Annotated in this window: 10 protein-coding genes; 3 read left to right on the top strand and 7 right to left on the bottom strand. The window is 51.4% G+C overall.

Features of this window, described 5'->3' with window-relative positions:
• Positions 1–184 precede the first annotated feature (184 nt).
• From ABFD83_08800 to ABFD83_08780, 5 genes are all read right to left on the bottom strand, one after another.
• Positions 185–2293, bottom strand: coding sequence for a polysaccharide biosynthesis tyrosine autokinase (locus ABFD83_08800; GenBank protein MEN6357167.1), 2109 nt, complete (start codon positions 2291–2293; stop codon positions 185–187).
• A gap of 18 nt (positions 2294–2311) precedes the next feature.
• A complete protein-coding gene (locus ABFD83_08795) occupies positions 2312–3319 on the bottom strand; it encodes a polysaccharide biosynthesis/export family protein (protein MEN6357166.1) in 1008 nt (335 codons plus the stop codon).
• Positions 3320–3575: 256 nt separating this feature from the next.
• On the bottom strand, positions 3576–7190 hold the full coding sequence (gene smc, locus ABFD83_08790; protein MEN6357165.1) for a chromosome segregation protein SMC: 3615 nt from the start codon (positions 7188–7190) through the stop codon (positions 3576–3578).
• Between the two features lie 18 nt (positions 7191–7208).
• On the bottom strand, positions 7209–7595 hold the full coding sequence (locus ABFD83_08785; protein ID MEN6357164.1) for a four helix bundle protein: 387 nt from the start codon (positions 7593–7595) through the stop codon (positions 7209–7211).
• Positions 7596–7664: 69 nt separating this feature from the next.
• Complete coding sequence (locus ABFD83_08780) at positions 7665–9143, bottom strand: AAA family ATPase (protein MEN6357163.1); 1479 nt, start codon at positions 9141–9143, stop codon at positions 7665–7667.
• Positions 9144–9613: 470 nt separating this feature from the next.
• Here ABFD83_08780 and ABFD83_08775 point away from each other — a divergent pair, with 470 nt between their 5' ends.
• A complete protein-coding gene (locus ABFD83_08775) occupies positions 9614–10123 on the top strand; it encodes a hypothetical protein (protein ID MEN6357162.1) in 510 nt (169 codons plus the stop codon).
• Between the two features lie 107 nt (positions 10124–10230).
• On the opposite strand, the gene rhaI is transcribed toward ABFD83_08775, so the two are convergent.
• Positions 10231–11466, bottom strand: a complete 1236-nt coding sequence (gene rhaI, locus ABFD83_08770) for an L-rhamnose isomerase (GenBank protein ID MEN6357161.1) — start codon at positions 11464–11466, stop codon at positions 10231–10233.
• A 136-nt stretch (positions 11467–11602) separates the two neighbouring features.
• Here rhaI and ABFD83_08765 point away from each other — a divergent pair, with 136 nt between their 5' ends.
• Complete coding sequence (locus tag ABFD83_08765) at positions 11603–12031, top strand: NUDIX domain-containing protein (protein MEN6357160.1); 429 nt, start codon at positions 11603–11605, stop codon at positions 12029–12031.
• A 107-nt stretch (positions 12032–12138) separates the two neighbouring features.
• On the opposite strand, the gene ABFD83_08760 is transcribed toward ABFD83_08765, so the two are convergent.
• Positions 12139–12684 carry a C39 family peptidase gene (locus ABFD83_08760; protein MEN6357159.1) on the bottom strand — a complete coding sequence of 182 codons (546 nt, stop codon included), beginning with the start codon at positions 12682–12684 and terminating at the stop codon, positions 12139–12141.
• 339 nt (positions 12685–13023) lie between these two features.
• Here ABFD83_08760 and ABFD83_08755 point away from each other — a divergent pair, with 339 nt between their 5' ends.
• On the top strand, positions 13024–14247 hold the full coding sequence (locus tag ABFD83_08755) for a uroporphyrinogen decarboxylase family protein (GenBank protein MEN6357158.1): 1224 nt from the start codon (positions 13024–13026) through the stop codon (positions 14245–14247).
• Positions 14248–14421: the final 174 nt, after the last annotated feature.

Genomic DNA, 14421 nt, shown 5'->3' with positions numbered 1-14421 from the left:
TACCGATAATAGTCGTTCAAAGATTCCCAAGCTGCTTTTGCAGAGTCATTCTTATAGATATATTCCACAGTCGGATCAGTCGTGTGAATGGAAGAATACACGTCAATAGACGCTGCACAATGGACCCTTGCCGCACAACGGTAAGGGTCCATATGTCATAATAAATCCATACACTCTACATATATCACGATCGAATCGCCTTCCGTCCGACAGGCAATCCCGCAGTCCCTACACCGACATATGATCGATTGTAATGGAAGTATCCACTGCTGTCTTCTCGCTTTACCTTATTGAGCACAGCGCCGATCTCATGAACATCGACCGAGGCCAATCGAGACTGAAGCTCTGCCTCGCTGCCTCGCGGCACACGGCCTGCCGAATGCACGACAATTGCGTTTCCGACCTGAGCCGCAACAAGAACCGGGTCAGGAAATGTGACGGCCGCCGGAGTATCGTATATAACGAAATCGGCCAGTGATTTGACCTCGTCGGCAAATTCCTTCATTTCGGGCGAGCGCAGCAGCTTTACTGGATTTTCTGGAACCGGACCGCTTGAAACCAGCAAAAGACCCTGCACCCTGGTGGGAGCCATCGCCTCTTCCAAAGAGGCAGCGCCGCTTAACAGATTTGTCAAGCCGACTTTGTTATCTACTCCAAAGATCAAATGCTGAGTGGGCTTGCGTAAGTCGGTATCCACCAACACTACGCGCGCGCCTTCTCTTGCAAGAGCCACGGCCAAATTGGATGCTGTGATGCTGCGCCCTGAATCCGGCTCCGCGCTTATTATAGCAATAGCATTGAAGTCCCGGCTTTGGCTTTCGACCCATAAGTTCGACGTAAGCATCTGATAAGATATGTCGACGATCTCCGGACACTGCTGCCTAGCCAGACTGTGAGCCCTTGAAGCAGGCACAGCCGCCAGCACCGGAATTCCCAGCAGCTTCTCCGCATCGACAGGAGTCCTGATTCCGTTGTCCGCATAGTGGAGCAGAAATGCCGCGCCGATTCCAAGGAGCGGACTCAGAAGAAGAGCCATTATGAGCTTGAGCGACTTGCGCTGGTCGACCGGTACCCAGTAGGCCGGATCAATTGTCTTCAGCGTCACTTCGTTCTTAGACTGCTGTTCCTTGATCTTGGCCTCATCCAATTTGCTTCTCATAAGACCATAAGTGTTGGTTGCTGCCGTAACGTCCGTCTCCAGCTCGGCATATTTTGCCTGCTGCTCAGGAAGCGCTGAAATTTCTTCGCGCGTTTGTTCGAGGACATTATTCATCGCCTGCAATTGTGCAGCCGATCCAACCGCATCGACCTTTGCATTCACCCAATTGCCCATGGTATTCACATAGACCTGACTTTTGCTTTCGGTCTTCCCGGAAACAAAATCTTGCTTCATAGTGCTGATTTTTTTCCAAATGTCATCAATCTGCCTCTGCAGATTCATAACTTCGGGATGGTTTTTACCCCTCCGGGGTTGGTTTGCAATACCATTAAGCATACCTGCTTTTTGTGTCTCCAACTGGGCAAGCTGTTGAGTATACTGCTGCCATATCGGATCGCGGGAAGTCTGTTCGTTTGAAATTTCATATTCGGGTAGACTTTTTCGTTCATTATCTACCTTCGCAAGACGTGCAGCGTTCACGTTGTAATCCGCCTGTGCCCTGTTGAGGTCCATCTTGGATTGCATGAGTCTCTGGACAGCGGCCTGACCCTGTTGATCGATGGCTACAATGCCGTTCTTCTCTTTATAATCCTTCAGCGAAGTCTGCGCCTTGACCATAGCTTTGCGGGTCGTCTCCAACTGCTCTTCAATGAACTCTCGAGACTGCCTGACGGCTGAGTTGTTTATATCGGCATAGACATTCTTGAACTCATTAGCAATCACGTCCGCAGCTACCTTTGCTTCCTGCGGGTTTTCCATCGTAACTTCGATCGCAAGGATATTAGTGTCCTTAACCGGTTGAACGGAAGTCCTGGATAGGATTTGTTCGGGAGTATAGGATAGATTCATGTCTTTGAGTGTCTCAGCCGCATTGGACAAGACTCTCTGACTGGTGGCGATATTTCCAAGGTTGGACAGTTTGAGCTGAACGTCCATCATCATCATCTGCTGCTCAGCATAGATCGGCGTACCTTCGCTGGACATCCCCTGAGACTCCATAACAGTGGTCCGTCCCATATAAAGCCGAGGCGTGAGCATATTATTTATTTGAACAGCGCCAACGCAGATCACCATGCCGAGGATAATCAGCCAACGCCTCCTGCGTATAATCCTATAATAGCGCCAAAATTCCAAATCCTTGTCCTCCTCGACTTAGAAGCCGTTCTTGCGAAGCCAGCTCAGGTTTATCACAGAGCTAATGATTGAGGCGATCTTGTTCATATCCGGAGTCTTTGTCTCAGGAACGACAACCACATCGCCTGGCTGAAGCACTATATCCTGAGTAAGGTCTCCCTTATCAAAAAGGTTGGTAAGATTACATTTCACGCGTTCGGGCTTGCTGGGATCACCACGAACAACAACTGTTGAACGCAGCTTGCCGCGTTCAGTTGCTCCTCCGGCAAGACCAATCGCCGAAAGTACGGTAGTATTGTCTTTGAGGTCATATATTCCCGGTCTCATAACCTGGCCGAGCACATAGAATTTGTTCTGGTAATCCTCGGTAGGAATGTAGATCGTATCGCCCTTTTGAAGTTCATAATTCTGTGTGAGATCGCCTCCAGACACCATTTTCTTCAGGTCAATCGGCAGAGACACCCACTTGCCTGTTTCCGGGTCCTTCCTGGTAAGTGTAGCCTTCTCAAGCCATGAATTGTCAATTATGTAACTCCCCGCGCCGGCAACTGCATCCATCACTCTGTCGCCGTCCTTATACTGGACTTCACCTGGACGATTTACGGCGCCCCATACGCGCACCGTGGGCTTATGGATGTTGATAAGGCTTATCTGAATTTGCGGATTGATGAGTATGTCTCTTTTTTCAAATTCCTTGGCGATTTCTTGGGTCAATTCTTGCTGTGTTTTACCTTTGGCCTGCATCTCGCCGATATAGGGCACATTGACCTTGCCGTCAGGAGTTACCTGCATTTCCAGATTGGATAACTGCTGCTCTCCCCACACATCCATTCTTAAAACATCTTCTTCGGCTATCTTATAGTCCGCAGGCACATCGGTCGCAACCTTGGCGGGCTGCGCTTCCTGCTGATTTTGAGCCTCGACAGGAGTATTCAAACTGCTCGACACCTGACCATCAGCCGCAAATGAAATTGACGTGAAGCAAAACAGCGCTAATGCTACAAGCGCCGGACTAAATTTATTCACGAATTGAATCCTCCTTGCGTCAAACCGCAGTTAGCTGCAGTATCAATTATCGCCGTCTGGCTCGACATCTTTAGGTTAAACCACACGCAGACGCTTTGTATACGCGAACTCGGCTATTGTTGTTCCCGTCGAGTCTAATTACCCCAAACCTGCAGAGCTCTAACATGTTTTTCTAGACTTTGGAGGCTGAAAGCTAGAGGCAAAATAACGTAATCATCAACTCTATTATACGAGTTAATTGGGTTTGCGCAACCGCTCAGTTTGCAGCAACAGCAAAAATGCCGTTTGTTTCGGAGCCTGATCCACCGGCAACCGGCCCTTCGGCGGTGAGCTTCACTGATATCAACTTGCTTATCCCCGGCTCCTGCATTGTGACCCCGTAGAGGCTGTCTGCGGCTTCCATGGTGGCTCTGTTGTGCGTAACAACGATGAACTGCGAGTTGGTCGAAAAGTCTTTCAGCACTTCTGCAAACTTCTCCACATTGCTCTCGTCCAGCGGAGCATCTACCTCGTCCATCAATACAAACGGGCTTGGCTTGCTCATCAGCAGTGAAAAGACAAGCGCGGTTGCAGTCAAAGCCCTCTCTCCGCCCGAGAGCAGCGCCATATCCTGAAGCTTTTTCCCCGGCGGCTGGACGATTATATCGATGCCCGTCTCCAATAAGTTCGCGGGGTCCGTAAGCGTAAGCTCGGTCTTGCCGCCTCCGAAGAGACGCTTGAATACAATATCGAAGTTGCACTTGACCGTATTAAACGTGTCCATAAACAGGCCGCGAGTATTTGTGTCGATCTCTTTAATGGCGTCGAGTATCTGATCGCGCGCGCTTTCCAGGTCTGTTCGCTGCTCAGTGAGAAAGTCCCAGCGCTCCTTGATCCGATCATATTCAGCAATAGCGCCGGTATTTACCGGACCCATCTCTTTTATCTCTCGCCGCAGCCTCGCGACCTCACCGGCAGTCCCACGTTCGATCTCGATCTCCTCCGGCCAATCCATAGCCTGCTCGAACGTAACTTCATACTCCGCCATCAATCTCTCAGTCGATTGCTGAATTTGAACTTCGAGACGCGCCTCTTTTACATCGGCATCGTGGGTGTCGATTGCAAGCTGATTTCTGCGCGCAGTGGCTTCCCTGAGATTAGTATCTATCTCGGCTGCCCTGGCATTCTCCTGCGCGCGCTTTTCAAGCAGTTCATTAAGAGAAACATCAGCAGCGGCAAATAGCTGTCTCTGGCGGTCGAGTTCGATCTGAGTGTTGTCGCGGTCAGCAGTCAGAGCAGTCACATCGACCGCGATCCCGTCTATCTGAGAACGTCTTGCATCCAGCGAACCTGTAAGCTCACCGACGTGCGCATTGGCCTCACGCAAAGAGTTTTTAAGTGCGGATGTGCGCTCAGTCGCGCCCGCCAACTCCACATTGAGGCGCATGAGCTCCTCGCGCTCAGTTGCGCGCTTGGCGGCAAGCTCCTCGATATCCTGCTCGGCTCCGGCCACCTTCTGGTCCAGATCGGTGTTCTCCTTGCCCGCCGTCTGAAGCTCGTCCTCCAAACGCTTGACCGACTCGGCCTCGTCCTTAAGCAGCAGTCCGGCTTCATCCTTTTCGAGCACGACCATATCCAGCCGACTGCTTATCTGTTCGGCATCTTTTACGGCAAAATCGGCTCGCTTCTGATGCTCTGCAAGAGCTATTCTGCTCTCTGAAAGCGATTTCTCCTCGCCCTCGATCATTCCCCGCAGACCAGAAAGCCTGATCTCACTGTTCTTCTGATCAGACTTAAGATCATCATGAGTCTTTTCGAGAGACTTGATCTCGGATGTCAGCGAATCGATCTCCTGTTTGCGCGCCAGAAGCTCGGGGCCTCTGTTCTTTTTAGCGCCGCCGGTAATGGCTCCGCTCGGGACAATCAACTCGCCGTCTATAGTGACGATCTTGTTCCAGCCGTCGAGCTCATGAGAAAGCGCAATGGCGTCATCTATATTTTCAGCGACTACGGTCCGGCCCAGAAGTGAGCGTATGGCAGGGTCGTATTTGCCGTCATAGCCTATCAGGTCGGCTGCAATCCCCAGAGCGCCTGAGCGCGGGTCCATCCTTCCGCGAACCTGATGCTTGTGCTCACTCATATTATCCAGAGGCAAGAAGGTCGCCCTGCCCACCCGGTTCTCTTTAAGGAACGCGATGGCCTGCTTCGCCTCGCCCACAGTATCGGTAATGACATCCTGCACGCTGCTGCCGAGGGCTATTTCTATGGCCGTTTCATAGCCCTTGGGAACGTTGATCACATCTGCAACTACAGCGAACTCACCGCGCAGCTTACCTGCGTTTCGAGCCGCCATAACAGACCGGACTCCCTCAAAGAAGCCCTCATGCGACTCGGCCATCTCGCGAAGAGTGGCAAGTCGCGATGACCTGCCCGCGATATCGCGTGAGATATCCGATAGCTTGCGGCCAAACTCAGCCAGTTCCTTCTCAGCCTGCTTGCGTTCTTCCGCAAGACGCGAAATTTCCGCAGCGCAATTCTGAACCTGCTTCTTGAGCTGTTCGACCTGAGCAGACGCCTCCTCGCCAAGCTTGACGGCATCCTGCTTCTGAGCCTGCAAAGCGTCGATCTCATCGGCATATTTCTTGAGACCCGATTCGAGCTGAGCTACACGGTCTCTAGAGTTTTGCAGAGCATTGCGCTTTGTGGCGAGCTGCTTGGCAAGTTCCAGATAATTTGCTTTCTGATCGGTTACCGCGCGAGTGATCTCTTCGTAGCGGCGGTCCAGGTCAGCAAGAGCTGCGGCGCGTTCTTCGGAGGCTGTCTTTGCGCGGTGCTCAGTCTCGGCAGAGACACTCACTTCAAGCTCCAGCTTCTCTATACGCTCGCGCGCTTCCTCGATCTTGCACTCTATCGCGACTACATCCTCATCCGCCTGCTCACGCGCCGAACCGGCTGATTTGAGCCTCTCCTCGACCAGCGCAAACTTGCCCTCCAGCCTCTGCACATTTGCCGACAGGTTCTGCACAATTCGCCGTGAATTATCGACCTCTTCCTCAAGATGCTTGACATTGATGGTCTGCTTTTCCTTTTCCCATTCCAGATCGGCGATCTGCTTGTCGTAAGCCTCGATCTTCTCAGATGCGCCCTCTTTGGATGAGCGCACATCATCGAGACTGCCGGTAAAGCGCCGCAAATCTCTGATCAAAATTCCAATTTCGATCTCGCGCAGCCTGCTCTGGAGATCATCAAGCCTTCTGGCCTGCTCAGCCTGCTCGGCCAGCGGCTCGAGTTGACCGCTGATCTCAGCCATAATGTCTCGGACGCGGTTGAGATTCGCCTCTGTCTTTTCGAGTTTGCGCAAAGCCTCAGTGCGCCGATAGCGATATTTCTTGATACCGGCTGCTTCTTCCAAAAGCTCACGGCGATCCTCACTCTTGGCAGACAGAACAGCGTCTATCTCACCCTGGGTAATAAACGAATACGCCTCGCGGCCTATGCCCGTATCCAGGAACAACTCGTAGATATCTTTGAGGCGGCAGCGGGTCTTGTTTATGAAATACTCAGCCTCACCCGACCTGTATGCGCGGCGGGTGACAGTGACCTCGTTAAAATTGAGAGGCAGAGTCCCGCAGGTGTTATCGAGAGTGAGCGAGACCTCAGCCACACCCAGCGGCTTGCGCTTCTCGGTGCCGTTGAAGATTACATCGACAGCCTTCTGGCCGCGGATATTGCGGATATTGGTCTCACCGAGGACCCACAGCAGCGCATCGGCAATATTGCTCTTGCCCGAACCGTTAGGCCCGACAATAACCGTAATGCCGTGGTCCATCTCGACCGTTGTCTTCTCAGCAAAGGTCTTAAAGCCGAATAATTCTATTTTTTTAACGAACATAATCAGTCCTGTTGTGATTTATGGGTTATGGGTCTTGATGGTATGAGCCTTAAGATAGTTCATTAGTGCTCCTATTTGACGAGCAGTTTTGTCCGCTGATCCATATACTTTCATGAAGACATCCTCATCTATATATCCCATGTCAAGCGCCACGTATAGCTGGGCTTTGACCTCTGCTGCCGATCCCTTGGCAATTGCAAGAAACCGATGAAAATCACCATTGTTACGACGATCAAAACCCTCTGCTATATTCGACATTATCGAAACTGAAGCCCGCCTAATCTGGTCCCGCAATCCAAAGTCTCTCGCCCAGTCGCCCTGTGAAGTGAGTGTGTATATCTGCTTAGTCAATGCGCGGGCTTCTTGCCATGACTGAATATCCTCAAATCTTTCAATGACAGACATTCCTCTCCTCCTCAGCTAGCCTACCGCTCAAGTAACTCGAAACACACAACTCAAAACTCATAACGAAAGCTATGACGCCCTGCGCGCCCTCTTTTCGGCCCACCCTCTCAGATAGGCGATCTGCTCAGCCATGGTGACCGATATCGGAACGGACAATTGGATGCAATTAAGTATATCATCGCTCGTCACTTCCCGGCTAGAGGCAAATGCATCAAAAAGCGCCGACACGACGACTTGTTCAATCTCCGCGCCGCTGAAACCCTCGGATGCTGAGGCAAATGAGTCGACGTCAAAGCTGCCAGGCTCACGCTTTCGCTTTGAAAGGTGGATCCGGAATATCTCGGCGCGTTCGTCACGACTCGGCAGGTCCACAAAGAATATCTCATCGAACCTGCCCTTGCGTAAAAGCTCGGGCGGAAGCTGAGTGATGTCGTTCGCAGTGGCTACGACAAAGACCGGCGCGCTTTTCTCCTGCAGCCATGTGATGAATGTGCCGAATACGCGCGATGTCGTGCCCGCATCGGATAGCGGCGAGCTTTGCACACCGGCGAAGCCCTTCTCCATCTCATCCATCCACAGCACGACAGGCGCCACCGACTCCGCAACTTGTATTGCACGCCGGACATTCTGCTCACTGGAGCCGACTATCCCGCTGAAAATCTTGCCCACGTCCAGCCGCAGTATGGGCAGGTTCCAGAGCGCACCGACAGCCTTTGCCGACAGACTCTTCCCGCAGCCCTGCACACCCAGCAGCAGTATTCCCTTAGGCTCCGGCAGACCATAATCGCGCGCCTTTTGAGTAAAAGAGGATCCGCGCTTGGCAAGCCAGTCTTTGAGGACACCCAGCCCGCCGATATCGGAGAACTTCTCATTTGCCGGATAATATTCCAGCAGACCGCTCTTACGCACGATCTGTTCCTTCTCTTTGAGGATCACATCGATATCAAATGCGCGCCTCTCGACAAGGCTCCGCGCAAAAACGTTTTCGGCCTCGGTAATAGTAAGCCCCTGCGCTGCCTTGATTATCTTCTCGCGATCATCGGAGTTAAGATTGATATTCACGTCGGCGCCGTCGCGCTTCATCTTGTCGATTATCAGTGCCAGCAAATCGCCGAGTTCGTTAAAATCGGGCAGACTGTAATCGACCACAGTAATATCTTTCTCAAGCTCAGGCGGCAGACGAAGTATAGGTGAAAGGATAATAAGGCTCTTGTGGCTGCTTTTGAGGTTTACGACCATATCCCGCAGCAGCCGGATGATCACCGGGTCGGAGATCATCGAGTGCATGTCGTTGAAGACAAATAGAGCGTCCTCATCACACTTATCGACAAACTCCAGAGCGGCAAGGAGTGTGCTCGCCTGCCCACCGACCGGCGGCGACGGACGAACCCCCTGCGTCAGACTCCAGGTATATATCTTTTTGGACGGGTGAGCAATCTCGCGCAGCGCATCCTCCACACGGCGCTCCTCCCATGAAACGATATAGATAATCGGGTACCGCGCGCGTATAAGAGTGCTTATCTCGGTGTCAATTTTACTTGGCGGCATAGTCGGCCCCCTAGAGATAGAAGTCGGAGGTAGATCGAAAGCTTTATGGAACCCAGGGCAAGAATGCTTGAATTGCCATCTGTTTGTTATAGTAGATTTCGATGCATTAAAAAATATCCCTCCTTGCATCGTCACGAGTTTTGAAGTGCCAAGCAATTCACGGTAAGTCACTTACATAACGCACAATCGTGAGAAATGTTCGTGCATAATACAAATACTTGGATTGGGATGTCATTGAGGCAAGGCATGGTTGGTGATAAATATCCCCCATACGATGGTCCGGGATTCAAATCCCGGCCCATCGAGACATAATAGACTTCGATAAAAGCGCAAATGTTCATTGTGGCAGTCGGATGGGTTGGCGCATTCGACGGCTCCGGCGGCAAGCCTCACTAAACAGGATGTTAATAGAGGATAGCAGCATTTACTTGTTGAAGTGGCTGATTACATTTCATTTGGGGGAGGCTTGTATGAATAGATTAGGAATTGTTGCAATTGCACTGACGTTGATCGTTGTCATCTCGGCGGGGTGTGCAAGAAAGCATACCTATATTGCTCCGGGCGGCAAAGTGACTGTAAGTGAGAAGCAGGGAAAAGCTAAAAAGGTTGAGGTTAAGACAGCCGAAGGCAAGGCGACGATAGAAGTCGATAAAAAGAATATTACTGCTAAAGAGCTTGGAGTGCCCGTATACCCCGGCGCAAAGGTCGAGACTGCCGGCAGCTATGAAGGCGACAGCAAAGGCCAAACAGAAAAGATGCACAATTGTATACTGACGACTTCGGACAACTTTGAAAAAGTCTACGGGTTCTATAAATCGAATCTCAAGAATGTAAAGAACTCATTCAATCAGAACACCGGCGACAACAAGATGGCCGTGTTTTCAGTTGCGGGCGATAATGGCGAAGAGATCGCAGTCAATATTTCGACAGACAACGAAAAGAAGATTACCAGAGTTCAAGTAGTAAGAGTTCAGAAGTAAAAGTTGAGGTCGATAGGAAATCGCCGTATGTGTAGGGCCGGGGAAAGATTCCCCGGCCCATCAATTTACCTTAAATATAAAATCCAATATCTCAAATACTAAATCAGTTAGGCTCCTACTCCTGCGCCGGAGCGGATTCCACGCTCTTTGCTCACTTTAGCCCAGTAGCCACTTGCGCGGAATGCGTCCAGAGGATTGGGATCGAGGCCCATCTCCTCGCGAGCCACTTTAAGCAGAGGTTCGATGTCCGTAGCAAAAGCCTCCTGCATGCATGTCTCGGCGCCGACAACATCCTGACCGATCTGCGCCGTATAGAGCCTCTTGCGGTCGATACACATGGCCTTGGCGTAGGCGCTCTGGATGTGCATGATCGTCTGGATCATGGCGTCGATCTTGGCTTTGGTGACGTGCGCCTGGTCGACCATATAGGCTATCGGCGGGTTGTTATTAGGCTTATCCTCTGCCTTGACCAACTCGTTGTAGATCAGGAAGAGCTCATACGGGTTGATCGAACCGACTGTGAGGTCGTCGTCGGCATATTTGTGATTATTGAAATGGAAGCCGCCCAGCCTCTCCTCATCGATAAGGAATGAGACCAGGTGCTCGATATTCTGGCCGATGAAGTGGTGACCCAGATCGACCAGCACGTGAGCGTTGGGGCCGCACTTATTAGCGAACGAATAGCTCATGCCCCAGTCGCCGAAGTCGGTGTGGTAGAAGGCAGGCTCGAAGGGCTTATACTCGATGAGCATGCGCATATTGGCCGGCATGGCGTTGTAGACTTCCTTGAGTGACTCCTCGGCATAATGCTTTCTGCGTCGGAAGTCTCCCTGGCCGGGGTAGTCGGTGCCGTCGGCGAACCACAGTGAGAGCACATCGGAGCCGAGCTTCTTTCCTATCTCCACGGAATCGATCATGTGCGCGATAGCCTTTTTGCGGACAGCCGGGTCCTCATTGGTGACAGAACCGAAGAAATATTCGCGGTCCTGAAAGACGTTGGGATTGATAGCGCCTATCTTGACTCCCAGAGACTTGGCGTAGGCGGCAAGCTTATCGGCATCTTGGAGACCATTGGGAAAGTCCCAAAGGACATGCACTGCCACAGTCGGTGCGATACCTGTGAATTTGTTGACCTGGGCTGCGTCGGCGATCTTCTCTTCGATCGTGACTGCCGAGCCGGGCTGCTTATACGGTCCGAACCTGGTGCCTGAATCGGCAAAGCCCCAGCTCGGGGTCTCTATCTTTTGCGTTTTGAGCTTTGATTTTACTTTATCAACGTCAACACCGCGCGCGGCGAGTTTGTCGACTAATAAATTATATTCGGCTTTGTAGTTGTCGGCCATTACCATTCTTCCTTTCAATCCGGTATGAAGATACTCCATAACTGCTTAGCCGTTTGGAAGATTGTTCCTTCTTATGGCAGGGGAATTGATGCCGATAGGCGAATGCTGTTGTAGTCTTGGCTTGGCAGGGTGATATATGCATTTTGTAGATGGATTTCTGTTCGATGATGAAGGAACCAATGTTCTACTTATCCGAAAGGTTCGACCACAGTGGCAGGCTGGTTTGCTGAATGGGATCGGCGGCAAGATTGAAGATGGCGAGCGCCCTATAGAAGCCATGTGCCGTGAGTTTCAGGAAGAGACCGGCGTCACTTTCGACCAATGGGAATACACAATCCGGCACGATGGACCGGATTGGACTGTCTTCTACTACCGTGCCCACTCGACGGAAGCTGTTAGTGCTGTTCTTAGTCAGGTGACTTACCCGACTGATGAGATGCCGGAACTCTGCTCGGTGATGAGCCTGGAGCAATGCGTTCGGAACATCAAGTGGGCTATTCCACTTTCCAATGATAGAAATGGCTTAGTCTTTCCGATATTGATTAGAGACGATAGTCCGGTATAGAAGTTGTGGCGGATGAAGCATTTGCGACATTAATTGAGAAGCTTGCCAAATGCGAAGGGCAAATGCTTCTTCCCTACAGTTTGCTGGTTTGAACAAACACCCAAATATCAGGTCTTCACGCTGAAGCCGTGCATAACGCCGTTGGGTACATTTTCTCCTAACTCAATCATAGCGGAGTGCATATCGGTATTGCTGTAGTAAAAAGGCTCGCTCGACCTGGCGGCGGGGTCCAGGCAGATAATGTGATCGGAATCGAATCCGACTGCGGCGACATAATGACCGCCTGCAAATTCGTAGTTGCGATTGGTCAGAAAGCCCGACTTCAGACCAATGATCACGGGTCTGCCCTGCGCTATCTCGGATTTGATCTCATCAATACCCCATATTTCTTTCGCCAGGCCATCAAGGCCAAAGACTTCTTTGCCCGCGCCCAGGAGTTCTGTCCAGCGTGTGCCGCCGCCGGTGCCGTCGAGCCGGTGCCCGAGGTTTGCCAGGACCGATACGATATCGTTTGACTCGGGTTTCCTGCTTATGGCGTAACATGCGCACATCGTAAGGGATGCCGGACCGCAGCAGCCGTTCTCTTTATCGGGACAGCCCGGCAGGAACTGCTGAAGATATTCGACATGAAGGAGTGTCTTTATTTGTGTCATCGTTATGTTGCCCCAAAATTAGTTGAAAGTGCTCGGCAATTATAAGTATAGCATAGGAAAGCTTGTTATCCGCACCTGCGGTCAGGGCGAACACATCTTAAGAAATATGTCTCCGCTTTGTTCGGGCAGATTAAAATCTGCGCCGAAAAGGGCCAAATGGCATCTCTGATGCCACTACCTAGCACTTATATGCTGGCTTAGCGGTTAACGGAATCTCATATCCAGAGATTGCCCCAAAGGGGACAGATTGCAAATCTGCCACAACAGAGTATGAAGGAACTTTATCTTCATCGTCAAAGTGGCAAACAGGTATATACTCTACATGGAGCTTAGAAACATATGACATCTCGCGAACGGATTATGCGATTGCTCAATCGTGAACCTGCTGACAGAATACCCAACGGACTCGGAGGTTGTGAAACCGCCGGGCTGCACAATCTGGCTTATAAGACGCTCAAAAACATCTTAGGAGTATCCGACCCCAAAAACCGCGTCTGCACGTTCATGAACAATGCCGTCTTTGAACCTTCGGTATTGAAAGCTATGGACGGCGATGTAATTTTGCTTGGTTCCAAGATGTGTCCGTCCCGCTTCTGGACACCTGAAGCCGATGCGCAGTGGAAACCGCTGGATATATGGGGCACGACTATTCAGGTGGCAGGGGACTGGCAGTTTCGCAAAGACCCTGACGGCACATGGTGGTGGAACAATGCGGCCAAGTGCCCTCCGGGAGAGATTTACTTTGACATGCCGCCTGCTCAAAACAATACCCTTCCTGGTGAAAATGAGCAGCCATCCCCTGACGACTTCAATCCGCCACATGAAATGCCTGAGACTCTGCTCAAACGTCTGGAAGCCGACGCAAAGTGGCTGTATGAAAACACAGATTACGCCATCGCATGCGGAGAGTATATCTTCGACCTGCAGATAGCGCCCGGCGGGCTGATGAGCTGGTGGATGCGAATGGTAACGGAGCCGGATGCCGTCCACGAGTTTCTGGACAAGGCGGTAGACGCCGCAATTGCAAATATAAGACAGCTTGAACAGGCAATCGGTAAATATTGCGCGTTCATGGGGATCGCAGATGATATCGGCGGCCAGAATGGCGTTACCATAGGCCCCGAGCTTTGGAGAAAAATCTACAAGCCGCATTATAAAAGGCTTTTTACCGAGTGGCACAAAATCACCAAGATGAAAGTCAATCTCCACTCATGCGGCTCGAACTTCGATATTATGGACGACCTGGTCGAGTGCGGCGTAGACATATATAACCCCGTCCAGATATCCGCCTCCAGGATGGACCCCACCACATTGAAAGCCAACTGGGGCGACAAAATAATCTTCTATGGCGGCGTCTTCGACGCCACGCTGTATCCCAACGAAATGACGCAGCAGCAGGTCTATGAAGCGGTCAAGCGCAACATCGAGATATTCAGTGCGGGCGGCGGTTACCTGTTCGCGGGCGTCCATAACCTCCCCGGCAACCTGCCCGAAAGCCACATACGCGCAATAATACAGGCATGGCGGGATTGCAGGGACAACCCGGCCCTCATACAGACATAGTAGACGGCATGCCAAAGCATCCTCACGCTCACTTGTAACACACCGGCAACCAAAGCGTAACCATGCCGAAACCTGCTTGTAACATACGTTACCTAAACTTTAAGCAGAGGTTACATGAGGAGGAGAGCGGAGTGAGAAGACTACTCAACTTTAAGACGGCGGCTGCGATATTCG

It is taken from the genome of Armatimonadota bacterium (assembly GCA_039679645.1).
In the GTDB taxonomy this organism is placed as follows: Bacteria; Armatimonadota; UBA5829; order UBA5829; family UBA5829; genus UBA5829.
Note: the sequence above shows the minus strand (reverse complement) of the source record. Positions and strands in the feature narration are given on the sequence as shown.

Coding starts and splice junctions, on each gene's coding strand:
- smc (MEN6357165.1), bottom strand. CDS start 7,190: ATGTTCGTTAAAAAAATAGAATTATTCGGCTTTAAGACCTTTGCTGAG.
- ABFD83_08785 (MEN6357164.1), bottom strand. CDS start 7,595: ATGTCTGTCATTGAAAGATTTGAGGATATTCAGTCATGGCAAGAAGCC.
- ABFD83_08780 (MEN6357163.1), bottom strand. CDS start 9,143: ATGCCGCCAAGTAAAATTGACACCGAGATAAGCACTCTTATACGCGCG.
- ABFD83_08775 (MEN6357162.1), top strand. CDS start 9,614: ATGAATAGATTAGGAATTGTTGCAATTGCACTGACGTTGATCGTTGTC.
- rhaI (MEN6357161.1), bottom strand. CDS start 11,466: ATGGCCGACAACTACAAAGCCGAATATAATTTATTAGTCGACAAACTC.
- ABFD83_08765 (MEN6357160.1), top strand. CDS start 11,603: ATGCATTTTGTAGATGGATTTCTGTTCGATGATGAAGGAACCAATGTT.
- ABFD83_08760 (MEN6357159.1), bottom strand. CDS start 12,684: ATGACACAAATAAAGACACTCCTTCATGTCGAATATCTTCAGCAGTTC.
- ABFD83_08755 (MEN6357158.1), top strand. CDS start 13,024: ATGACATCTCGCGAACGGATTATGCGATTGCTCAATCGTGAACCTGCT.